This window comes from Aeromonas sp. R7-5 (assembly GCF_040908015.1).
Lineage (GTDB): Bacteria > Pseudomonadota > Gammaproteobacteria > Enterobacterales > Aeromonadaceae > Aeromonas > Aeromonas caviae.
In genome coordinates this window covers 175,357-198,603 of record NZ_JBFOCZ010000006.1, presented here as the reverse complement: position 1 = coordinate 198,603, position 23,247 = coordinate 175,357, and the positions used below count along the sequence as shown (strand labels likewise).

The 23,247-nt window shown below is 60.5% G+C and carries 19 protein-coding genes; 7 read left to right on the top strand and 12 right to left on the bottom strand.

Annotated features, from left to right (window positions below):
* Positions 1 to 4: 4 nt before the first annotated feature.
* Both AB5Y53_RS01855 and serB read right to left on the bottom strand, forming a co-directional pair.
* Positions 5 to 910, bottom strand: a complete 906-nt coding sequence (locus AB5Y53_RS01855) for an alpha/beta fold hydrolase (protein WP_103260861.1) — start codon at positions 908 to 910, stop codon at positions 5 to 7.
* Positions 911 to 938: 28 nt separating this feature from the next.
* Positions 939 to 1,943 (bottom strand): phosphoserine phosphatase SerB, encoded by a 1,005-nt coding sequence (serB, locus tag AB5Y53_RS01850; protein WP_368181033.1) that lies wholly within the window; start codon positions 1,941 to 1,943, stop codon positions 939 to 941.
* 193 nt (positions 1,944 to 2,136) lie between these two features.
* Here serB and AB5Y53_RS01845 point away from each other — a divergent pair, with 193 nt between their 5' ends.
* Positions 2,137 to 2,745 carry an AhpA/YtjB family protein gene (locus AB5Y53_RS01845; RefSeq protein ID WP_010673032.1) on the top strand — a complete coding sequence of 203 codons (609 nt, stop codon included), beginning with the start codon at positions 2,137 to 2,139 and terminating at the stop codon, positions 2,743 to 2,745.
* 65 nt (positions 2,746 to 2,810) lie between these two features.
* A complete protein-coding gene (locus tag AB5Y53_RS01840) occupies positions 2,811 to 5,057 on the top strand; it encodes a PAS domain S-box protein (RefSeq protein ID WP_368181032.1) in 2,247 nt (748 codons plus the stop codon).
* A 64-nt stretch (positions 5,058 to 5,121) separates the two neighbouring features.
* On the opposite strand, the gene deoD is transcribed toward AB5Y53_RS01840, so the two are convergent.
* The 7 genes from deoD to AB5Y53_RS01805 all read right to left on the bottom strand — a co-directional run bounded on the left by deoD (position 5,122) and on the right by AB5Y53_RS01805 (position 12,340).
* The gene (gene deoD / locus AB5Y53_RS01835) at positions 5,122 to 5,838 is read right to left on the bottom strand and encodes a purine-nucleoside phosphorylase (protein ID WP_005341325.1); all 717 of its coding nucleotides are present in this window, start codon (positions 5,836 to 5,838) and stop codon (positions 5,122 to 5,124) included.
* Positions 5,839 to 5,971: 133 nt separating this feature from the next.
* Positions 5,972 to 7,180: a phosphopentomutase gene (locus tag AB5Y53_RS01830; protein ID WP_039039948.1), complete on the bottom strand. Its 1,209-nt coding sequence runs from the start codon at positions 7,178 to 7,180 to the stop codon at positions 5,972 to 5,974.
* A 14-nt stretch (positions 7,181 to 7,194) separates the two neighbouring features.
* Entirely contained in the window at positions 7,195 to 8,526 is a 1,332-nt protein-coding gene (deoA, locus tag AB5Y53_RS01825) for a thymidine phosphorylase (protein ID WP_043153005.1), read from the bottom strand.
* Positions 8,527 to 8,608: 82 nt separating this feature from the next.
* Entirely contained in the window at positions 8,609 to 9,382 is a 774-nt protein-coding gene (gene deoC, locus AB5Y53_RS01820) for a deoxyribose-phosphate aldolase (RefSeq protein ID WP_368181031.1), read from the bottom strand.
* Between the two features lie 387 nt (positions 9,383 to 9,769).
* A complete protein-coding gene (locus AB5Y53_RS01815; RefSeq protein ID WP_010673027.1) occupies positions 9,770 to 9,940 on the bottom strand; it encodes a XapX domain-containing protein in 171 nt (56 codons plus the stop codon).
* 123 nt (positions 9,941 to 10,063) lie between these two features.
* Entirely contained in the window at positions 10,064 to 11,338 is a 1,275-nt protein-coding gene (locus tag AB5Y53_RS01810; RefSeq protein ID WP_010673026.1) for a NupC/NupG family nucleoside CNT transporter, read from the bottom strand.
* Positions 11,339 to 11,551: 213 nt separating this feature from the next.
* Positions 11,552 to 12,340 (bottom strand): TatD family hydrolase, encoded by a 789-nt coding sequence (locus tag AB5Y53_RS01805; protein WP_161653085.1) that lies wholly within the window; start codon positions 12,338 to 12,340, stop codon positions 11,552 to 11,554.
* 40 nt (positions 12,341 to 12,380) lie between these two features.
* Between AB5Y53_RS01805 and tppF the strand changes: the two genes are divergently transcribed.
* Positions 12,381 to 12,995 carry a type IVa pilus pseudopilin TppF gene (gene tppF, locus AB5Y53_RS01800; protein ID WP_029313748.1) on the top strand — a complete coding sequence of 205 codons (615 nt, stop codon included), beginning with the start codon at positions 12,381 to 12,383 and terminating at the stop codon, positions 12,993 to 12,995.
* Between the two features lie 220 nt (positions 12,996 to 13,215).
* Here the strand turns inward: tppF and AB5Y53_RS01795 are convergent, their stop codons facing one another.
* The 3 genes from AB5Y53_RS01795 to amt form a co-directional block, all read right to left on the bottom strand.
* On the bottom strand, positions 13,216 to 13,725 hold the full coding sequence (locus AB5Y53_RS01795) for an N-acetyltransferase family protein (RefSeq protein WP_368181030.1): 510 nt from the start codon (positions 13,723 to 13,725) through the stop codon (positions 13,216 to 13,218).
* Between the two features lie 187 nt (positions 13,726 to 13,912).
* Positions 13,913 to 15,265: a 23S rRNA (uracil(1939)-C(5))-methyltransferase RlmD gene (rlmD, locus tag AB5Y53_RS01790; RefSeq protein WP_368181029.1), complete on the bottom strand. Its 1,353-nt coding sequence runs from the start codon at positions 15,263 to 15,265 to the stop codon at positions 13,913 to 13,915.
* A 231-nt stretch (positions 15,266 to 15,496) separates the two neighbouring features.
* The gene (gene amt, locus AB5Y53_RS01785) at positions 15,497 to 16,924 is read right to left on the bottom strand and encodes an ammonium transporter (protein ID WP_010673021.1); all 1,428 of its coding nucleotides are present in this window, start codon (positions 16,922 to 16,924) and stop codon (positions 15,497 to 15,499) included.
* Positions 16,925 to 17,457: 533 nt separating this feature from the next.
* On the opposite strand from amt, the gene AB5Y53_RS01780 reads away from it, so the two are divergent.
* The 4 genes from AB5Y53_RS01780 to AB5Y53_RS01765 all read left to right on the top strand — a co-directional run bounded on the left by AB5Y53_RS01780 (position 17,458) and on the right by AB5Y53_RS01765 (position 23,247).
* Positions 17,458 to 17,826 (top strand): VOC family protein, encoded by a 369-nt coding sequence (locus AB5Y53_RS01780; RefSeq protein WP_368181028.1) that lies wholly within the window; start codon positions 17,458 to 17,460, stop codon positions 17,824 to 17,826.
* A 705-nt stretch (positions 17,827 to 18,531) separates the two neighbouring features.
* Positions 18,532 to 18,732, top strand: a complete 201-nt coding sequence (locus tag AB5Y53_RS01775) for a hypothetical protein (RefSeq protein WP_316286867.1) — start codon at positions 18,532 to 18,534, stop codon at positions 18,730 to 18,732.
* 1 nt (position 18,733) lies between these two features.
* Positions 18,734 to 21,286 (top strand): DEAD/DEAH box helicase family protein, encoded by a 2,553-nt coding sequence (locus tag AB5Y53_RS01770; RefSeq protein WP_316286866.1) that lies wholly within the window; start codon positions 18,734 to 18,736, stop codon positions 21,284 to 21,286.
* A 47-nt stretch (positions 21,287 to 21,333) separates the two neighbouring features.
* Positions 21,334 to 23,247 carry an N-6 DNA methylase gene (locus AB5Y53_RS01765; protein WP_368181027.1) on the top strand — a complete coding sequence of 638 codons (1,914 nt, stop codon included), beginning with the start codon at positions 21,334 to 21,336 and terminating at the stop codon, positions 23,245 to 23,247.

Genomic DNA, 23,247 nt, shown 5'->3' with positions numbered 1-23,247 from the left:
TCTATCAGGCAGCCTGGGGGTTGCGCAGCCAGGCGAGGATGTCGGGGAAGTGATCCTCCTGTGCCTGGGGGGCCGTCAACATGTTGATGTGGTCGTAATCGAGCCGGTTGCCGTTGTCCCGCCCAAGGCGGGTGTGGCGGGCGGCCGAGCCCATCTCGTCGCTGAAGCGGCGCACGTCGACGGGGTGGCCAAGTACCTTGTCCGCCTTGGCGGAGATCATCCAAAGCGGGGGCCAGTTGACCCGGCTCGCCGCCTCGTCATAGGCGAAACCGTCAAAGGGATCCTGCCAGGGCCCGCACTTGACCCAGGGGATGGTCTCCTGCAGGTAGCGCAGGGGCTCATCATCGGCCCCTATCTTCAACCGGCGGGCGGCCAGAAACCCCTGGCGGCGCGCCAGCCAGGGGGCGAGCCGGTTCCAGATCAGATCCACCTTCAACCAGCGCTCCGGGTTCTGCACCGAGACCCCCCGCTTGGTGCCGAAGAACACCAGGCTGGCAACCTGCTCCGCCAGCTCGGGGAAGCGCACCAGGGTCGAGGCCATGATGACGCCGCCCCAGGAGTGGGCCATCCAGTGCACCCGGGCACCGGCATGGCGGGTCGATACCCAGCGCTGCAGGGCGGGCAGATCCTCGGTGATCAGCTCATGCTGGCCGTGGCCGGCCCGCTCGGCGATGGTCGGTGTGCTCAGACCCCGACCACGCAGATCCGCCACATAGACCTGATACCCGTGGCGAGCCAGAAAGCAGGCAAGCCCCTTGCCCGATTCGGTGTAGAAGATGCGGCCGTTCTCGATGGCCCCGTGCACCATCAGGATGGGGTCGGCATGCACCGCGACACCGGGCTGGATATGGCGCACATGGAGTCGATGCTCACCGCAGGGGACAAACAGGGATTGCTGTAACAGTTCCATCTCGTGATCGGCTCCTCCTTGAGCGGGATCAGCACCAGCGTCGGTCGCGACAAGCCAGGGCGCCGAGCAGGCAGAGCACCCCTTCCAGATCGTGGTGATTGAGGGTCGCCGCCGCCTGGGCACGTACCAGGGGTTTGGCATGAATGGCAATGCCAAGCCCCGCCACCGCCATCATCTTGAGATCGTTGGCACCATCGCCGACCGCGACCGTCTGGGATGCAACCACCCCGTACTCCGAGGCCAGCTGTTGCAGTGCCTCGGCCTTGGCGGCGGCATCGACGATGGGGCCGCTCACCTTGCCGGTCAGCAGGCCCCCTTCCACAGCCAGCTCGTTGGCGAAAATGGCATCCAGACCCAGAGCACGCTGCAACTCGCCGGCAAAGCGGGTGAAGCCACCGGAGGCGATCGCCACCTTCCAGCCAGCCTGCTTGAGGATATCGACCATGAGTGGCAGGCCCGGCATCCAGGGCATGTCGGCCGCCACCTCGTCGAGGATGGTGACCGGCGCCCCTTCCAGCAGCGCCACCCGGGCACGCAGACTGTCGGCAAACTCCAGCTTGCCCTGCATGGCCGCCGCGGTAACGGCCGCCACCTGCTCACCGACCCCGGCCAGCCGCGCGATTTCGTCGATGCACTCTATCCTGATCGCGGTGGAATCCATGTCCATCACCAGCAGACCGGGCTCACTCAGGGTAGGCAGGGCGGCCAGATGACACAGGTCGATGTCCCACTCCTGGGCTTTGAGCGCCTGCACCAGCTCGGGGGAGAAGCGGTTGGTGCCAAGCAGCAGCAGTGGAATACCGGCCTGCTCCCCTGCGGGATAGAGGCTGGCCTCGAGCCCCCGGGCATCCAGCTGCTGGGCCAGGCGGGCCAGATGACCGGCCTCCAGCCCCTTGCCAAACAGGACAATCCAGGCGCTGTCATGGGCGTTGGCCGCGGGCAGCAGGGCTTCGTTGGTGAGCTGCCAGCAGGGGGCACAGCTCAGGGCCCCGGACCAGTCGTGCAGGGAGCGGGAAAGTTGGGACAACAACATAAGAGAGACGCCTTCCTTGGAAATCATGGGGTTCATCATGCGGGCCCAGAGTAGCGTATTGCTTTTTGTACAGGCAAGCGCCAAGATCCCGCCTGCGGTGCGGGCAGACATGGAAACAGACCACCCTGTTTCCCGCTTCGCGGCACCGGGGCACCAGCCAGCCCCGCTCATCCATTACCAGAGGCCCGGTTCTGTGCGTCATCTTCCCATCAAACGTGTTGTCAGCCTGGCGGCGGGAGTCCTGCTCGGTCTCTGGGTGCTGGTGCTGCTCATTCACATGCAGGGAGAGAGCCAGGCCGCCCTGCACGCGGCGGCACGGGACAGGGCACAGGCGCTGGTCGCCTATGCCGCCCGGGACATGCGCCGCTGGATCAAGGAGGACAAGGAGAGCGAACTGGAGAGACTGGCGCAGGATCTGGCCGCCGAGCCTGACATTCTGGACGTCACCCTCTATGACGCCCGCGGCATTCCCCTCGCCCAGTCGGACAACGCCCTGCCGCTGGACAGTCTGCTGCCCATCGGCAGCGACAACAAATCCCTGCCGGAGCAGGGCAAGGGGCGCATCCAGTTCGTCCAGGAGATCCAGGACGGAAACCTGACCCTGGGCTATCTGAGGATCACCCTGGAAGAGCAGAAACTGCTGGCCGCACAAGATACCCATCTCAAGGTCAACCAGGAGAAACAGCGCCTGATGCTGCTGGTGATGCTGCTGGCCGGCCTGCTCATCTCCTACGGGGTGCGTCGCAACTACATGCGGGTGCGCAAGCACAAGAAACAGAGCAAACCCGCCGCTCCGCAATAAGCGGGAGTGGATCACATCCTCCGGCTTGTATATAACACTGGCAAGATCACTGGCAGGAGAGCCACATGATTGCCCCCCCCTTGCCGCGGGATGAACACAGTCGACTGGAACGACTGCGCATCCTCGGCCTGCTCGACCACGAGCCCATCGATCAGCTTGATCGCCTCACCCGGCTCATCACCCGGCATTTCGCACTCCCCATCGCCATGGTCTCCCTGACCGACGTGAACAGGCAGTGGTTTCTCGCCCGCACCGGGATCGATATGTGCGAGATCAACCGGGAGCACTCCTTCTGCGGTCATGCCATTTTGCGCCCCGACATCATGCAGGTACCGGATGCCAGACGGGATCTCCGCTTTACCGACAATCCGCTGGTGACCGATGATCCCGGTGTGGTCTTCTACGCTGGCCGACCCCTGCGCGCCCTCGATGGCGTGGTGCTCGGCACCCTCTGCCTGGTGGACCATGTGCCGCGCCATCTCGACGAAGATGCCTGCCGGGATCTCGACGACTTCGGCCGCCTGGTGGAGAACACCCTGCACGATTTGGAGCGGCGCCACCAGGTGCGCACCCTCAACCAGGTGCTGGAAGACAAGGAGCATCTCTTCACCCTCACCTTCAACCAGTCGTCGGTGGGCATGGCCCTCTCCTCCCTCGAGGGGAAATGGCTGAGAGCCAACCCGGGGCTGGAGCGGCTGCTCGGTTACAGCGAGCACGAGATGCTGAGCCGGACCTGGCTCGCCATGACCCATCCCGAAGATCTGCAACGGGAGCAGCCCCTGTTCGATGCCCTGATCGCGGGGCAACGGCAGGATTACCGGCTGGAGAAGCGGATGATCCGGGCCGATGGCACCCAGTGCTGGGTCCAGCTCAGCGTGACCCTCTGCCAGAGCCGCACCATGGCCCCCCACATGATCGCCGTGTTTGCCGACCTCACCGAGCGCAAACAGGCCGAGGCCGAACTCGTGCGGCTGCAGCAAGGGCTCGAGCAGCAGGTGCAGTCACGGACCAGGGAGCTTTCCCGCACGGTGGAACAGCTGCATCAGGAGATGCGCGAGCGCGGCGCCATGCAGCAGCAGCTGTGGCAGGAGCAGCGCCGCTTGCAGCACATGCTGGAGCACACCAGCAATGCCTTCCTCGAGCTCGATGCCGATTTCATCATCACAGGCTGGAACCCGGCCTCCACCACCCTGCTCGGCTGGTACGCCGACGAGATGCTGGGCCGTCCCCTCTTCGGGCTGCTCGGCGCCGAGCATCCCCTGCTGAGCCTGTCAGGCAACCCGCAGAGTCCGCCACGGCGGCTGGAGTGCGACATCATCACCCGCACAGGCCGGCACATCCCGGTCGAGGTGATTGCCGAGCGTTACCAGTTCGACGGCAAGGTGCGCATCGCCCTGTTTTTGCACGACATCACGGCCCGCCGCCAGGTGCTCGCGGAGATCGAGCGTGGCCGTGCCCGACTGCGGGCCATCACCGATGGCCTGCCGGTCACCATCAGCATGGTGTCGCCCGAGGGGCGTTACCTGTTCGCCAACCAGGCCTATTGCCGCTACTTCGGGATCGATACCGAACAGATGCGGGAAATGAGCGTGCGGGACGTCATCGGCGAGGAGGCCCACGGCAGGGCCATGGCCTATGTGGCAAAAGCCCTCGCCGGTGAGCAGGTGAGTTTCGAGCACCGTTTCGATCTCCCCATAGGCCGACGCGACCTCAGGATCACCATGATCCCGAGCCGGGGCGACGAGCCCGGGGTCTACATCCTCGGCAGCGACATCACCGAGTTCAAGGCGCTGCAAAGCCAGCTGGAACACGAGGCGGCTCACGACCCCCTCACCGGCCTGCCCAACCGGCGCGCCTTCACCCTGCGCCTCTCCCGGGAGCTGGAGCGGGTGCGTCAGAATGCCGAACCCCTGGGCCTGCTGTTCCTCGATCTCGACGGCTTCAAGGGGATCAACGACAGGCTGGGACACCACGTCGGCGATGCTCTGTTGCAACGCTTCGCCCAGGTGCTGAGTGCCGAGGTGCGCCCGGGGGACATGGTGGCGCGCCTGGCCGGCGACGAGTTCACCATCATACTGCCCGCCTTGCGCCAACCGGCGCAGGAGCTGCCCGCCCTGTGCGAGCGGCTGCTGGCGGCCATGGCGGTTCCTGGAGACGTGGCCGGTCATCGGCTGCCCCTTGCCGGCAGCATAGGGGGCGCCCTCTGCCACTCGGGCCAGTATTGTCACATCGATGATCTGCTGCACCGGGCCGATGCCGCCATGTACCAGGCCAAGCAGTCGGGCAAGGGGCGCTTCGCCCTCGATCTCTGACCGTGCTTCGCAAAAATGCAAAACGGCGGCCCGAGGGCCGCCGTTTTTTTATGCGCGAGGGGGATCAGTTGTCACCCAGCAGGACGGAGTCCAGCGCGATTTCGATCATGTCGTTGAAGGTCAGCTGACGCTCTTCGGAGGTGGTCTGCTCACCAGTACGGATATGGTCGGAGACGGTGCAGATGGTCAGCGCCTTGGCACCGTACTCGGCGGCCACGCCATAGATACCGGCGGCTTCCATCTCGACACCCAGGATGCCGTATTTTTCCATGACGTCGAACATGGAGGGGTCGGGGGTGTAGAACAGATCGGCGGAGAAGATGTTGCCCACGCGCACGGCCACGCCCTTGTTCTTGGCAGCCTGAACGGCATTGGCCACCAGGTCGAAGTCGGCGATGGCGGCGAAGTCGTGGTCCTTGAAGCGCAGACGGTTCACTTTGGAGTCGGTGCAGGCACCCATGCCGATCACCACGTCACGCAGTTTCACGTCTTCACGCACGGCACCGCAGGAGCCCACGCGGATCAGGGTCTTCACGCCGTAGTCGGTGATCAGCTCTTTTGCGTAGATGGAGCAGGACGGGATGCCCATGCCGTGGCCCATGACGGAGATGCGACGACCCTTGTAGGTGCCGGTGAAACCGAACATGTTGCGCACGTCGCACACCTGCTCGACGTTCTCCAGGAAGGTTTCGGCGATGTACTTGGCACGCAGGGGGTCGCCCGGCATCAGCACGGTATCAGCAAAGGCGCCATCTTTCGCATTGATATGAGGAGTTGCCATTCTCTTTATTCCTTCACACTAGGTTGAGTTTTATTGTCTTTATGGATTGTCCGCTGCCTGCGCGGCGGCGGTACATTACAGGAAACCGGGGCCCTGTGGCACCCCGGGCAGGCGAACCGGCCCGGGGTCACCATCACAGGAAGCTGGTACCGTATTGCAGCTTGGGCAGGCCGTGGTAGGCCGCGATGCTCTGGCCGATGTCGGCGAAGGTCTCGCGACGACCGACGGAGCCCGCCTTGACCGGCTTGCCGTAGAACAGCACCGGGATGTATTCGCGGGTGTGGTCGGTACCGCTCCAGGTCGGGTCACAGCCGTGGTCGGCGGTCAGCACCACCACGTCGCCATCCTGCAGCAGGTCGAACAGCTCCGGCAGGCGGGAGTCGAAGTACTCCAGCGCATCGGCGTAGCCCTTGACGTCACGGCGGTGACCGTAGGAGGAGTCGAAGTCCACGAAGTTGGTGAAGACGATGGTCTGGTCACCGGCCGCTTTCACCTCTTCCAGAGTCCTGTCCCACAGCTCGGTCAGACCGGTCCCCTTCACCTGCTTGGTGATGCCCTGCTGGGCATAGATGTCGGCGATCTTGCCGATGGAGACCACCTGGCCACCCGCTTCCTTCATGTAGTCCAGCACGGTCGGCGCCGGCGGCAGCACTGAGTAGTCGTGGCGGTTGCCGGTGCGCTTGAAGTTGCCCTTGCCGCTGCCCACGAACGGACGCGCGATGACGCGGCCGATGTTGTAGGGCTCCAGCAGCTCGCGCACGATGTGGCACAGCTCATAGAGCTTCTCGAGGCCATAGGTCTCTTCGTGGCAGGCGATCTGGAACACGGAGTCGGCAGAGGTGTAGAGGATCGGCTTGCCGGTGCGCATGTGCTCTTCGCCCAGATCGTCCAGCACCTGAGTGCCGGAGGCGTGGCAGTTGCCCAGATACCCGGGCAGACCGGCCTTCTCGACGATGGCATCCAGCAGCTCCTGCGGGAAGCTGTTGTGATGGTCGTGGAAATAACCCCACTCGAACAAGACGGGCACGCCGGCAATCTCCCAGTGACCGGACGGGGTGTCCTTGCCGGAGGAGAGCTCCTGGGCAAAGCCGTAGGCACCGATCACCTCGACATCCTTGTTCAGTCCGGCCGGGAAGGTGCCGCTGGCGAGTTCGCCCGCGTGGCCCAGACCCAGCTTGCTGAGGTTTGGCAGGTTGAGAGCGCCACGGCCCTCGATCTCACCGGCGGCGCACGCCTTGGCGATATGGCCAAGGGTATTGGCACCCACGTCGCCGAACTTGTCGGCATCGGCGGCAGCACCAATACCGAAAGAGTCCATCATCAGAATAAAGGTACGTTTCATGGGACTTCCCCTTGTTACAAATCAGCCAGACCGATGCGACGGTAAACCTCGGGCAGCGCCTCTGGTCGGGTGTCGCCGATCTTCACGGCAGCCTGCACCATGCGGGCAGCCTCGGCAAATTGAGCTTCTGTCTGAGCGTGGATCAGGGCGAGCGGCTTGTCAGCATCGACGCTCTGACCCAGGCGGATAAAGTCGGTCAGACCGACGGCATAATCGAGTTTGTCGGCGGCGGCGCGGCGACCGCCGCCCATGGCCACCACGGCCAGACCCAGTTCACGGGTGTCCATCGCGGTGACGAATCCGCTGTGGGCCGCGTAGACGGGGCGCACGATGGCGGCTTTGGGCAGGTAGGCGTCGTAGCGCTCCATGAAGTCGGCGGGACCTCCGAGGCCGGTCACCATGCGCCCGAAGATCTCGGCTGCCTTGCCATTGTCCAGCACCGCTTGCAGCTTGGTGCGGGCATCGCCGTCATCGCTGGCAAGACCGGCGGAGATCAGCATCTCGGCGCACAGGGCCATGGTCACTTCGTGGATGCGCGGGTTGCGATACTCACCGGTCAGGTAGCGCACCGCTTCGCGCACTTCCACGGCGTTGCCGGCGCTGGAGGCCAGCACCTGGTTCATGTCGGTCAGGAGTGCAGAGGTGCGGCAGCCGGCACCGTTGGCCACGGCGACGATGCTCTTGGCCAGTTCCTCGGAGGCTTCAAAGGTCGGCATGAAGGCGCCGGAGCCCACCTTCACGTCCATCACCAGCGCTTCGAGCCCGGAGGCAAGCTTCTTGGAGAGGATGGAGCCGGTGATCATGGCAATGGACTCGACGGTGGCGGTGATATCCCGTACCGCATAGATACGCTTGTCCGCCGGGGCGAGATCGCCGGTCTGGCCGATGATGGCGACACCCGCCTCTTTCACCACTTTCAGGAAGCGGTCGTTGTCGACCGAGGTCTGGTAGCCGGGGATGGCATCCAGCTTGTCCAGGGTACCGCCGGTATGGCCGAGACCACGGCCGGAGATCATGGGCACGAAACCGCCACAGGCGGCGACCATGGGGCCCAGCATCAGGGAGACGACGTCACCCACGCCGCCGGTGGAGTGCTTGTCGACGATGGGGCCGCCCAGGTTGAGGTGGTCCCAGGTCAGCACCATGCCGGAGTCGCGCATGGCGCAGGTCAGGGCAACCCGCTCATCCATGGTCATGTCCTTGAAGTAGACCGCCATGGCCAGGGCCGCGATCTGCCCCTCGCCGATGGTGTTGTTGGTAATGCCCTGGACGAAGAATTGAATCTCTTGGGTACTGAGCGCTTCACCGTTGCGCTTCTTGCGAATAATTTCTTGAGGCAAAAACATCTTTCATTCCCTCCGTGCATCACGCACGAACACAGACCGAACCAGATCCGGAAGGGGGCGGCGCACCGCCCCCTGCCACCGCTTAGTAACCGCTGGTATTGGCAGGCTTGTCGCCATGCCCCAGGGTCGCCAGCAGGCTGGCCAGTAGACTGGAGGCACCGAAACGGAAGGTGCGGGCGGATACCCAGTCCTTGCCCAGGATCTCTTCAGCCATGGCCAGGTACTGGCCCGCCACGGCGGCGTCTTTCACGCCACCAGCCGGCTTGAAGCCCACTTTCGGGTTCTTGGCCTTGATCACTTCCATCATGATGCGGGCCGCTTCCGGGGTCGCATTGACCGGCACCTTGCCGGTGGAGGTCTTGATGAAATCGGCACCGGCGTCGATGGAGATCTCGGAGGCGCGACGGATCAGCGCCTCTTCCTTCAACTCGCCGGTCTCGATGATCACTTTCAGCAGTACCTTGGCGCCGCAGGCTTCCTTACATGCTTTGACCAGATCGAAGCCGACCTGTTCATTGCCGGCCATGAAGGCGCGGTACGGGAAGACCACGTCAACCTCGTCGGCACCGTAGGCCACGGCGGCACAGGTCTCGGCCACGGCGATCTCGATGTCGTCGTTGCCGTGGGGGAAGTTGGTCACGGTCGCGATGCGCACGTCGGCGGCGCCGATGTCACGCAGGGTCTTGCGCGCGATGGGGATGAAACGGGGGTAGATGCAGACGGCGGCGGTCAGGCCGGCCGGAGACTTGGCCTTGTGGCACAGGTCGATCACCTTCTGATCGGTGTCGTCATCGTTCAGGGTGGTCAGGTCCATCAGGTTCAGGGCGCGTTGGGCGGCCACTTTCAGATCAGTCATGCTATGTCTCCAAAGTCTTGTTAAGCCCCATCACCCGCGATCGGCTTCACCGAACACCAAGGGTCGGCAGAGACGTTCCCGGAGCAACGGGATATGGAATTGCAGCGCAAATGCACAGGCAATACGGCTGCAAATAAGGCAAGAGCCCTGTCACTTTCTTACAAAAGTGCGGACTTGGTTCCATGAAGACTTGAGAAAGGCCGACTACGCAGACCCGACTTCCCAATCAATTCCATTTGACCGCCAACACCCGGATTCACCGGGCATTAGTCAATGCCAGCACCCTGCTGGCATCGCCTATTTCAGCCGAGATACCCCGTGTTTGCAAGCCGGATTTGCCAATTTCAGAGGTACCTCACACCCGGCAAATCCAGCGCTGGAAGGCGCTTAAGAGAAGAAGCGGGTCAGGATCCAGGAGTAGGCAATGCCCCCCAGATAGACCCCCACGATCCCCATGACGCCGGAGAGGACGGGCGGCGCCGGTATCGGCAACTTGAGGAAAGAAAACAACACCCCAACGATAAAGCCGGCCGCCATAGCCAGTAGCACTTCATTCATAGAACCTCCGATTTGACTCACTTTATTATTAGTCTTGACAGGAAAACGGTTGTCACCACCCCAAACGAGAACGCCACAGCAAATCGCTGTGGCGTTCGTCTTTATCCTGTCAGTCAGGCGATGTTACATGCCGGACAGCGCCAGGAAGAAGCCTGCGATGGTCGCAGACATCAGGTTGGACAGGGAACCTGCCAGCACGGCCTTCAGACCGAACTTGGCGATGGTGCCGCGACGGTTCGGTGCCATGGAGCCCAGACCACCCAGCAGGATGGCGACGGAGGACAGGTTGGCGAAGCCGCACAGGGCGAAGGAGATGATCGCCTTGGTGTGCTCGGACATGGCCACACCGTTGATCAGCACTTCATCCTTCAGGTAGGGAGCGAAGTTCAGGTAGGCCACGAACTCGTTGACCACCAGCTTCTGACCGATGAAGGAACCGGCCACGACCGCTTCGCTCCAGGGCACGCCGATCAGGAAGGCCAGCGGGGAGAACAGCCAGCCCAGCAGCAGCTCCAGGGAGAGTTGCGGGTAACCGAACCAGCCGCCCACACCGGAGAAGATGCCGTTGATCATGGCGATGAGGCCGATGAAGGCCAGCAGCATGGCACCCACGTTCAGGGCCAGTTGCAGACCGGCGGAGGCACCGGCGGCAGCGGCGTCGATCACGTTGGCAGGCTTGTCGTCCAGCTCACCTTCTGCGGTGTTCTCGTCGTAGCTCGGGGTCTCGGTTTCCGGTACCAGCAGCTTGGCGAACAGCAGACCACCCGGGGCAGCCATGAAGGAGGCGGCGATCAGGTATTCCATCTTGACACCCATGGAGGCGTAACCGGCCAGTACGGAGCCGGCAACGGAAGCCAGACCACCACACATGACGGCAAACAGCTCGGAGTCGGTCATCTTGGAGATGAAGGGACGTACCACCAGCGGGGCTTCGGTCTGACCGACGAAGATGTTGGCAGTGGCGGAGAGGGATTCGGTACGGGAGGTGCCCAGCACCTTCTGCAGACCGCCGCCCAGCAGCTTGATCACCCACTGCATGATGCCGAGGTAGTAGAGTACCGCGATCAGGGAAGAGAAGAAGATGATGACGGGCAGGACGCGGAAGGCGAAGACGAAGCCACCGCCACCGAACACTTCGAACATTTTGTTGCCAACCAGACCACCGAACAGGAATTCGATGCCGTTCTGGCCATAACCGATGACGCTGGAAACGGCGTCGGACACGCCCACCAGGATGTCACGACCGACCGGCACGTAGAGCACGAAGGCCCCCAGACCGGCCTGGATGGCAAAGGCGCCACCTACGGTACGAATTTTGATTGCCTTGCGGTTGCTGGAGAACAGCACCGCAATAAGGATGAGCGTCGCCATCCCTACCAGACCCATTATCAGATTCATTATTAACACTTCCTCTTTAGTAGCACCTGCCAGCTTGTTAACGATTTGTGTATTGAAGCCGCTAATCAAGGGTGCGCATTATACTAATTACGGTGCGACAAAATAGAATACTGGTCACATTTTATAAGCCACAAATGGCCTGAACATCGTTTAATTAGACCGCAAACGATTTTTATGGGCCCTGTTTTTTATCACTCGGTCATCATTTGATAATCAAATGTTAATTTCATGATTTCCCGGGGGGAACAGCCGCCGGGTGGAGTCATGTAACACCGAAATAACATCCTCCAGCGGTTGCTGCCGCAATTGTGCCAACAAGCGGGCTATGGTCGGCAGGCTGGCCGGCGTGTTCACCTCCCCCTGCTGGCCTTGCAGCGGCATGTCGGGAGCGTCGGTTTCCAGCAGCAAGGCCTCCAGCGGCATCTGGCGTATCGCCTCCCGGGTCTTGTTGGCCCGCTCATAGCTGATGACCCCCCCGATCCCCAGCCTGAAACCCAGTTGCCAGAACACCTCCGCCTGATGCAGGGAGCCGCTGAAGGCGTGAATGACCCCCCCTTGTGGCGGAGTGAAGCGCCGCAGGATCTTGGCGACCGTGTCGTTGGCACGCACCGAGTGGACGATGAGGGGCAGCTCATGCGCCATGGCCAGCCGCACCTGCGCCTCGAACATCTCGACCTGCCCCTCCTGCGGCACATGGGAGCGCAGATCCAGCCCGCACTCCCCCACGGCCACCAGCCCACGGGGCCGACTCGCCAGCAGGGTCTCCAACCGGGTCAGTGCATCCCGAGGTTGCTTGCCCACATACCAGGGATGGATCCCCAGGCCATAGCGGATGTCGTCGTGGCGCTCGGCCAGCGCCATTACCCGCCCCCAGTTTTCCTCTCCCACGGCGGGGATGATATACTCGCCCACCCCCAGCTGGCGCCACCGGGTCAGCAGCGCCTCCCGATCGGCGTCAAAGACCGGAAAATCGAGGTGGCAGTGGGTGTCTATCAATTCCATGTCGCGCTTACCTGTCTGTCGTACTCAATGGGTTCATTCCATGCCAACACACGTTTCCCGAGGCTTTACCCTGATAGAACTGGTGCTGGTCATCATCGTGCTGGGGATCCTGGCCGTGACCGCCCTGCCCCGCTTCATCAACATCCAGGATGACGGGCTCAAGAGCAGCGTCTCGGCCACGGCGGGCAGCTTTGCCAGTGCCGCCCGGCTCGCCCACGCCGGCTGGGCGGTCAAGGTTAAGGGGGAGCCCCTGGCACTCTACAACTTTAGCGGCATGGGCAGGCAGGATCTCGACATCAACAGCCATGGCTGGCCTGTGGGCACCAAGGAGGACCAGGGAGGTCAGGGGCCCGATACCGTCTTCCCCGGTGGCGACAGCGATCAGATCTCCGTCAGCAGCCGGGACGACTGCGAGAGCCTGTTTGGCGCCCTGCTCGATACCGATCTGACGGTGGCCGATGAGTTGCACCAGGATTCAGACAGTGACTACATCTCCCGGCTCATCCCGGCAGACGCTCAGGCTGACGGCGCCCTTCGTCACGACAACTGCCGCTATACCCTGCGCAGCTCCGTTGGCCGCTTCCCGGCATACCCCGACGGGCTATCGTTCGACTACAACAGCGTCACTGGCGCCGTGACCCGCCAGTTCCAGTGAGGTCGTCGCCCTTCTCCGGGCGCTTCTCGTCTTCATCATGGCGTACCGGCGCGCAACAGCGCCGGTTCTCCGGTGTGAGTCCCCACTCCTGGCACCAGGCATCGTAGCGAGCCAGCCAACGCAGCAATATCCCCTTCATGGGCGCCTCCTTGTCTCGATGGTTTCCCCACAAGCCTGCCCCAATCCAGCGCCCCAGACCAGCATCTCGGGGCCAGCGGCGTCATGGCCTGTCCAGCGGCAGCAACAGCCCCATGGCAATCTCGTCCACATAGCCCTCGTCCAGCCGATAGGCCTGCCGTCTCACCCCCTCCTCCACGAACCCGCACTTGCGATACAAGGCGTGGGCCACCTCGTTGTGGGCCATCACTCCCAGCTCCAGCCGGTGGATACCGAGATCCCTCGCGGTCGCGATCAGGGTGCGCAGCAACCGTTCACCCCATCCCTGCCCGCGCGCCCCCGAACGCAGCCCCATCACCACCAGGGCGCAGTGGCGGTTGCGTGCCAGGCCGCCACCAAGGAGCGCGGCAAACCCTTGCACCTCCCCCGCCAGCTCCAGCAACCACATGGCCTGATTGGGGGCCGCAGCCATGGCCTCGAGCCGCCTGCGCTGCCCCGCGATGTCCGAGGGGCGCTCTCCCGCTTCATACAGCATGAAGCGGGTCTCCCTGTCCAGTTGCCCGAAGAAGCTGTCCAGCACCGCCGCATCCTCCACCCCTGCCATACGAATCATCAGCCTGCTCTCCCTGCCTGGTAGTCCTGCCGACCACGACCATAAAAAAACGACTCCCTCAGGAGTCGTTTTTATCAGAGCCATATGGCTAACGCCACGCCCTCGGCCCGATCAGGCTTTCGCTGGCAGGCTCAGGCAGGCGACCGCTTCCACCTGCATCGCGCGAGGGGAAGATCCCGAGCGACGATCAGGCCTTGGCAGGCAGGCTCAGGCGAGCAACGGCTTCCACGTGCATGGAGTGCGGGAACATGTCCACCGGCTGCACCTCGTCCAGCACGAAGCCCTGCTTGACCAGCCAGGCGAGATCCCGGGCCAGGGTCTGGGGGTTGCAGGAGACATAGACCAGACGGCGCGGCGCCATGGCCACCAGGGTCTGCAATACCGCCTTGTCACAGCCCTTGCGGGGCGGATCCATCACCACCACGTCGGCACTCACCCCGTCGGCATGCAGGGCAGGCATCAGCTGCTCCGCCTTGCCCACGTGGAACTCGGTCTGCTCGATGCCGTTGAGGGCCGCATTGCGACGGGCGTCGCTGATGGCGCTCTCCACCGACTCGATCCCCACCACCTTGGCGGCCTTGCCTGCCAGGAACAGGGAGATGGTGCCGATGCCGCAATAGATGTCGAACACCGTCTCGCTGCCGGTCAGCTCGCAATATTCCAGCGCCTTGGAGTAGAGCACGTCGGTCTGGCTCGGGTTGTTCTGGAAGAAGGAGAGGGGCGAGATCTCGAATTCGAGCTCGTGGATCTTGTCGCGGATCACCCCGCTGCCCAGCAGCACCCGGTTCTTGTCACCCAGGATGCGGTTGGTACGCACCTCGTTGATGTTCTGCACCAGGGTGGTGACCGGCAGATCCGCCAGGGCCGCCAGCAGCTCGGCTTCGAACGGCAGCGCTTCGCCCAGGGTCACCAGCACCACCATCAGCTCGCCGCTCTTGAAGCCCTTGCGGGTCATCAGGTTGCGCACGCAGCCGGTGTGGGCCACCTCGTCATAGGCCGCGATGTCGTGCTCGCGCATCCAGTTGCGTACCCGGGCGTTGAGCTCCACGTGCAGCGAGTCCTGCACCGCGCAATCATCGGCGGTGATGAGGTCATGGGAGTGCTTGCGGTAGAAGCCGATCTCGGCGCCCGCCTCGCTGCCACGCACCGCGTACTGGGCCTTGTTGCGGTAGGCAAACGGCGTCTCCATGCCGAGGATGGGGTTGACCACGGCCTCACCCAGACCGACCTGCTCCAGTGCGCTCTGCACCAGGCTCTGCTTGAGGGCAAGCTGGGCCGGATAGGCCAGCGGGCGCACCTGGCAGCCACCGCATTCGGTGTTGGGGCAGAAATCCGGCACCCTGTCGGCGGACGGCTGGGTCAACTCGACCAGCTTGCCGTGCAGGTAGTTCAGTTTGACCTCGGTCAACTCGACCAGCGCCTGCTCACCGGGCAGCAGACCCTCGACAAACAGGGGGCGATCGAACAGGCGACCCTTGCCATCCCCCTTGTCGGTCAGTTCCAGAATATCGATCTGATGTTGGTGTCCCACTAACGGCATGAGCGGCTCCGAAGGCATGAAAGAGAGGGTGACGACGGGGCAGACCCGACGACCCCGAATAAAGGGTGGCAGAGTTTAGCGGAGATCCGCCCAAAATGCAGGCATAAAAGACCCTGCAAACACAAATAGCGACCCCGGCCACCAGCGGCCCGGTCCGGGCAGCCTGGCCAGCCCGCCCCAATAAAAAAACCGCCGGACGGGGCCGGCGGTATGACATTCATGGCAGCAGGATCAATGGCTGTAGGCTTTCTCGCCGTGGCTGGTCACGTCCAGCCCTTCGCGCTCGGCATCTTCCTTCACCCGCAGACCGATCAGCAGGTCCACCAGCTTGTAGGCCACGGCCGAGACCAGGGCGGTCCAGACCACGGTCACCCCCACGCCGATGACCTGTACCTTGACCTGGGCCAGGATGGAGTACCCCTCGGCCACCTGGTTGGTCACATAGTCCCACACCCCGGTGCCGCCCAGATCCGGGCTGGCGAACACCCCGGTCAGCACGGCACCCAGGATCCCGCACACCCCGTGCAGGCCGAACACGTCCAGGCTGTCATCGGCCCCCAGCAGACGCTTGAGACCGTGCACGCCCCACAGACCGGCCACACCGCTGAGCAGGCCGATGATGAGGGCGCCCCCCACACCGACGAAACCGGCGGCAGGGGTGATGGCGACCAGACCCGCCACCGCACCGGAGACGGCGCCAAGCAGGGAGGGACGGCCCTTCATCGCCCACTCGGCGAAAGTCCAGGAGAGGGCGGCAGCGGCCGGTGCGATCCAGGTGTTGGCGAAGGCCAGGGCCGCCGTGCCGTTGGCTTCGAGGGAGGAGCCGGCGTTGAAGCCGAACCAGCCGAACCACAGCAGGGCGGCACCGATCATGGTCATGGTCAGGCTGTGGGGGGTCATGGGGTCACGGCCATAGCCAACCCGTTTGCCCACCATGAAGGCCCCAACCAGACCGGCCACCGCGGCGTTGATGTGCACTACTGTGCCGCCAGCGAAGTCCAGAGCGCCGTGCTGGAACAGATAGCCTGCGGTGGCACCGGCCGCTTCGGCGGCGGCCGCATCCGTGTAGGCATCCGGACCCGCCCAGTACCACACCATGTGCGCCATCGGGATATAGGCGAAGGTGAACCAGATCACCGCGAACAGCAGCACCGCCGAGAACTTCATCCGCTCGGCAAAGCCGCCGACGATGAGCCCGCAGGTGATGGCGGCAAAGGCGCCCTGGAACACCACGTAGATGAACTCGCTGATCCCGACCCCCTTGCTGAAGGTGGCGGCGATGGAATCCGGCGTCACCCCCATCAACAGCACCTTGTCGAAGGAGCCGTAGAAGGCGCCGCCCTCGGTGAAGGCCAGGGAGTAGCCGTAGACCACCCAGAGGACGGTGATGAGGCAGAACAGGGTGAACACCTGCATCAGCACGCTCAGCATGTTCTTGGCGCGCACCAGGCCGCCGTAGAAGAGGGCGAGGCCCGGCACGGACATCAGGATCACCAGGGCCGCTGCCACCATCAGCCAGGTATTGTCCCCCTTGTTGATGGTCACGGTCGCGGCCGCCTGTACCACATCGGCCTGCGCGGCCACCTCTTCGGCCCAGCCCGGGGCGGCCATGGTGGCGGCCAGCGCCAGCAGGCCAGTCATTACGAGTCTCTTGAACATACAGCCCTCTCCTTGTCGTCCCGGCATCCGGGTCCATTTCCTGATATGCATTTCCAACCTGGCCACCTGCCCACCGCACCTGTGTGGCTCACGGAGACATCATGGCGACATGACATAGGGAAAGCATAAAGCAGGCCAAGAAAAATAATCCTTTTATTTCATGGCGTTATGTTTTCATCACATTCAACACGCACCATCTTGGCGCACGATGCCCGGTTACAGGGGGAAAATCGCACTTTGGCTGTGCATTGCCGGGAAAATGCACCAGGATGACCCAATCGCCTCACAATGACGGGGCGAACCCGTGGTGATGTCACCCTGGCAGGCTTATCTATCCCGCTAAGGTATTTATGAAATAAATGAAATGGGCCATACCATGGTGAAATCAAATGAGGCTGACGGCCAATATCCCCCCACCCGAGGGGCACAAGCACGATAAGAGTGCAAACGCGCGCCATTCGTCTGGCTTGCCCCGAAATGCCCGGTCATACTGGCAAGCCATCATCCCCTGTTCCCAGCGCTGCGAGGAGCCCATGCCCAATCTCAACGTCACCGAAATCAAGGCCTTCGTGCCTGCCCGGGATTTCCCGCTGTCAAAGCAGTTCTATCAGGATCTCGGCTTTACCCTGGCCTCCGATGGCGACGGCGTGGCCTATTTTCATCTCGGCAACGCAAGCTTCCTGCTGCAGGATGGCAATCCCCCGGGGCTGGCCGAGCAGCTCATGATGCACCTCCTGGTGGAGGACGTGGCCGCTTGGCAGGCCCAAGTGGAGGCGTGCCAGGTCGCCGCCCGCTACGGCGTCCGGGTCACGGAGCTCGTCACCCAGCCGTGGCGCATGAAAGAATTCTGTCTGTACGACCCCTCAGGCGTGCTGTGGCGCATCGCGCAGAATATCGACTGAGGGGATGGCAGTCCGAGAGGCTGATGGCCTGAGAGCCTGTGGGTCTGTGGGTCTGAGGGTCTGAGGGTCTGAGGGTCTGAGGGTCTGAGGGTCTGAGGGTCTGAGGGTACACCTCTTCGCACCGCCCGGAAAAACAAAAGGCCATCCGCGAGGATGGCCTTTTGTCATGGAATCTGATGGTGCCCGGGGTCGGACTCGAACCGACACGTATTGCTACGGCGGATTTTGAATCCCGAAACAACGGTTGAGATATAACTGTGGCAGTTATAAGCCGTTGATTCAAGGCGATTTGGTTATTTTTGGTTGTGTACAGTTTCTGGTGGTTTGCACTGAATTACACGAAACTGCACGAAAACGGGAAGCAAAATAGGGGCTCGAATCGGGGTTCCCAGCATATCAAATCAAAGACCAAGGACGTGCTCATCCCAAAGTGAACAGACCTGCGAGAGATCACGGACGAGGAGGTTAGACGAGCGGAGCAATTGCTCAACTGGCAGCCTCGGAAATTTCTCAGGTTTAGACATGGACTGCCCCCCCCCCCGTAGACGATCCTGTACTAGAGTTGGACTGCATCCACTGCCATCACGCCTGCGAACCCCCTCTTCCTCTACCACATCTGACCTAGACCCATAAGACTCAGATTTGCATTGCGGAATTACCGCAAAAGGCAGTACATTTGCACCATACAACTAACGAGACTCCGCCATGTCACGCCTAAAGGCCGAAACTCTCTCCATTCGCACTACTTCCGACATCAAGCAACTCTTGCGCTTGGCTGCTGAACGCGAGCGGCGCTCGGTCGCATCCATGGTCGAGATTCTTGTTCTAGAATACGCCCGTGCGCATGACCTGAAGCTGGAACATCAAAGTAGCAGATCAGAAGAAGCAGATAAGGGACGAGTCTGAGATGGCAACAGCTAAGGAAGCGCAAGCACGTATCAAGATCAACAAGTTGTTGGAATCAGCTGGCTGGCGATTTTTCGACGATACCAAAGGTAAAGCCAATATAGCGCTGGAGCCTAACGTCAAGTTGAGGCTGGATCAGGTCAATGATCTCGGTGAAAATTTTGAGACGACCAAGAATGGCTTCGTCGATTTCCTATTACTCGATGACAAGAGCTTCCCACTGGTCATTCTTGAAGCCAAGTCTGAAGACAAGAACCCGCTGGTAGGCAAGGAACAGGCACGTAAATACGCCAAGTCTCTTAACTGCCGATTCGTCATTCTCTCTAACGGTAACCTGCACTACTTCTGGGATCTGCAGCAGGGCAATCCGCACGTCATTACGGTCTTCCCGACGCCTGACTCGCTCAAGAGCTACCAAAAGTTCGAACCCGACCAGAAGCGCCTGATCACAGAAATCATCGGGCGAGACTACATAGTTCAGACTCAACTGCCTGGCTACGACAAGGAAGCTGGCTGGCTGAATACCAACGAGCGCCCAGCATTCATAGCCAAGAACAAGCTCCGGTTCCTCCGCGACTACCAGAAGAAGGCACTTAACGCAATTCAGGATGCCGTTGCAGAAGATTCCACTCGCTTCCTGTTCGAGATGGCCACTGGTACCGGCAAGACCTTGACCGCAGCCGCAGTGATCAAGCTGTTCCTGCGCACAGGAAATGCTTGCCGGGTGCTGTTCCTGGTAGATCGCCTGGAGCTGGAAGATCAGGCCGCCAAAGCGTTCAAAGCCTATCTCAAGAATGATTATGCAACTGCCATCTACAAGGAACGCCGAGACGACTGGCGCAAAGCCGAGATCGTGGTCACAACGGTGCAGTCACTGCTCTTCAACAACAAGTACAAGCGACTGTTCTCACCCACTGACTTTGACCTGGTCATCTCCGACGAAGCACACCGCTCCATTGGTGGCAATGCCCGCGCCGTGTTTGAGTACTTCGTTGGCTACAAGTTGGGTTTGACTGCAACGCCTCGTGACTACCTGAAGAGCTTTGATACCAGCAAGCCAACCACTCGCGATCCACGTGAGCAGGAGCGCCGCCTGCTGCTGGACACCTACCGCACCTTTGGATGCGAGACTGGACAGCCAACCTTCCGCTATTCACTGCTGGATGGCGTCAAAGATGGTTTTCTAATCAACCCGGTGGTGGTGGATGCACGAACAGATATCACTACCAGGCTACTCTCCGAGCAAGGCTATGCAGTGTTGATGCCTGTTGGCGAGGATGGCCAACAAGAGCAGAGCTTTGTCTCCAAAGACTTTGAAAAGAAGTTTTTCTCACCGGCAACCAACGAGCTTTTTTGTCAGACCTTTATCAAGAACGGTTTCCTGGATCCCGTGACTGGTGAGTTTGGCAAGGGGCTTGTATTCGCCGTTAGCCAGTTCCACGCCGCCAACCTGACCCAGATCCTGAATGAGCAGGCAGACAAGCGGTGGCCAGGTAAATACCAGTCTGACTTTGCGGTGCAAGTAACGTCCACAGTGCCCGATGCCCAGCAGTACACCATCAACTTCACCAACAACAACCTGCTAGGCTCCGCCAACTTCAATGAGCTTTACAAGACCAGCAAGGCGCGCGTCTGTGTCACTGTGGGCATGATGACCACCGGCTATGATTGCCCGGACATTTTGAACCTCGCTTTAATGCGCCCGGTGTATTCACCTTCCGATTTCGTGCAGATTAAAGGCCGCGGGACGCGCAAGCACAACTTCCTTGAACAACTGTTCGAAGAAGACCTGAAGCCGCTGATCAACGAACCCGAGAAAGCACGGTTCAAATTCTTCGACTTCTTTGCCAATTGCGAATACTTCGAAGAAAAATTTGACTACGACGAAGTGCTCAAGCTCCCAGCCCGCAGCAGCGAGGGCGATGGTCAAGGCGGTGAGCCACCACCAACATCCAACAGCGGCCAGTACGAGCACACCGGTAGTGATGCCATTTACCATTTGTCCGAGCAGCACATCGGCTATGAGGGCATGAAGATCGACCGGATGTTTTTCGAGAAATTCGAGGAGCAGGTCAAAGCAGTTCCGACGCTGCGACAACAGGTCGAAAACGGGCAATGGGAGCAAGCTATCAACTACGTGACCAGCCACCTGTTCGATAAGCCCAATGAATACTTCAATCTCGACAAGTTGCGCCATGCCGCTGGCGTGGATCGTCGTCTGAGCCTGAAGGAAATCCTGCAAAAAATCTTTGGCCTGCTCCCGTACTTCAAAAGCAAAGATGAGCTGCTCGAGGACGAGTTCCAGGAATTCCTGCTGGCCAACCAGAGCAAACTTGCCGAAGACCAAGGCGCGGCCGTGCTGGCGATGAAGTACTTCTTCAAGGCCTATGCCACTAATGCAGATCTGCGTGCCATTGTCGATGATAAACGCTTTGGGGAGTTGAACGTCAACCCGGCCTTTGGCGTAAGCGACTTGCAAGCCGTCCCGCCAGAATGGCGTGAAGACATACCGGAGTACGTCAAAGACTACGTGCCCCTAAACCAATTCATGTAACCAATTTTTATGGCCGTCATTGACGGCCGAGCGAGAAAAACAACACCATGCTGGACACGGATACCAAACGCCGCATTGACTCCTGCCGCGACATCCTCGTGGGCAAGGTACCCGACCCCAAGAGCCAGGTCGAGCAGATCACCATTGCCCTTATCTATAAGTTCATGGATGACATGGACGCCCAGTCCGAAGAGTTCGGCGGCAAACGCAGCTTCTTCGTCGATGGCTTCAAGAAATACGGCTGGAGCAAACTGCTGGCGCCCAACATGGGCGGTCAGGACACGTTGAATCTCTACTCCGAGGCCATCGGCAAGATGACCGAGAACACGCATCTTCCCGCGCTATTCCGGGACATCTTCAAGAATGCTTACCTGCCTTACCGTGACCCTGAGACTCTGAAAGCATTCCTGAAAGAAATCGACGGTTTTTCCTATGACCACTCCGAGCGGCTGGGCGACGCCTTTGAATATTTGCTGTCCGTATTGGGCAGCCAAGGTGATGCGGGTCAATTCCGAACTCCAAGGCATATCATTGAATTCGTTGTTCGAGTCATTAACCCACAGAAGCACGAGCGCATCCTTGACCCCGCCTGTGGCACGGCGGGCTTTCTGATCTCTGCCTGGAAGCACATCCTTACCCAGAACCAAGAGCACAAGCCGGGTGACAGGCTTACGCCAGATGAGCGCCAAAAACTCGCGGCCAACATCCATGGCTACGATATCTCGCCAGACATGGTGCGCTTGTCCCTAGTGAACCTCTACCTGCATGGTTTTACCAACCCGCATGTAGTTGAATACGATACCCTCACCAGCGAAGAGAACTGGAACGAGCACGCAGATGTCATCCTCGCCAATCCGCCCTTTATGTCGCCAAAGGGGGGCATCAAGCCACACAAGCGCTTTTCAATCCAGGCCTCACGCTCCGAAGTGCTGTTCGTTGATTACATCCATGAGCACCTGAGCCCCAATGGCCGGGCTGGTGTCATCGTGCCGGAAGGCATCATTTTTCAAAATGGAACAGCATATAAAACATTACGCAAAGCCCTAGTTAAGTCCTCGCTTGTTGCCGTTGTTTCATTGCCTGCTGGCATATTTCAGCCGTATAGCGGTGTCAAGACTTCAATCCTCATTCTCGACAAGCGACTCGCCAAACAAACGGACAAAATTCTCTTTGTTAAAGTGAACAATGATGGCTTTGCATTGGGGGCTCAGCGGCGAGAAATTGATCAAAGCGATTTACCTCAAGCAGAAGCAACTCTTGCGGCATTTTTTTCCAATCCGGGTGACGGTGCTGAATCTCTCTCGGGAATCCTTGTTCCACGAGCAGACATATTACAAACACGTGATGTCAGCTTGAATGGTGAGCGGCATGTAATTACTGAAACTAGGGCATCTAAATATCCACATAAGAAAATAGGAGAATTTCTAAAAACATCTTCCGGCGGAACTCCCTCGAAGGCTGTTTTAGAATATTACGCAGAAGGTACCATCCCTTGGCTAAAGAGTGGCGAGGTCTCTCAGGGCATTGTGACAAAAACGGAGGAGTTCATCACTCAGTCTGGATTGGATAACTCATCGGCTAAAATTTTTCCGGTCAACACAGTCCTAGTTGCCATGTATGGCGCTACGGCAGGGCAGGTTGGTTTGCTCAAGTTTCCATCTGCAACAAATCAAGCTGTGTGTGGAATTTTGCCCTCTCCGGAAATCGTCCCTGAATTTCTTTATTATATACTCAAGTCAAAGAAGAACTATTTGGTCTCTCTTAGCACCGGCGGAGCTCAGCCAAATATTTCTCAAACGATTATTAGGGATATCGAAATTCCTGTTCCCCCCATCGATATCCAGCGTGAAATTGTTTTTGAGATTGATTGTTATCAGCAACGCATTGAGGATTTGAAACGGGAAGTCACTGAGCTTGAGAAGGGCATTCAGGATGCGATTGGTCGAGTCTGGGAAGGGTGA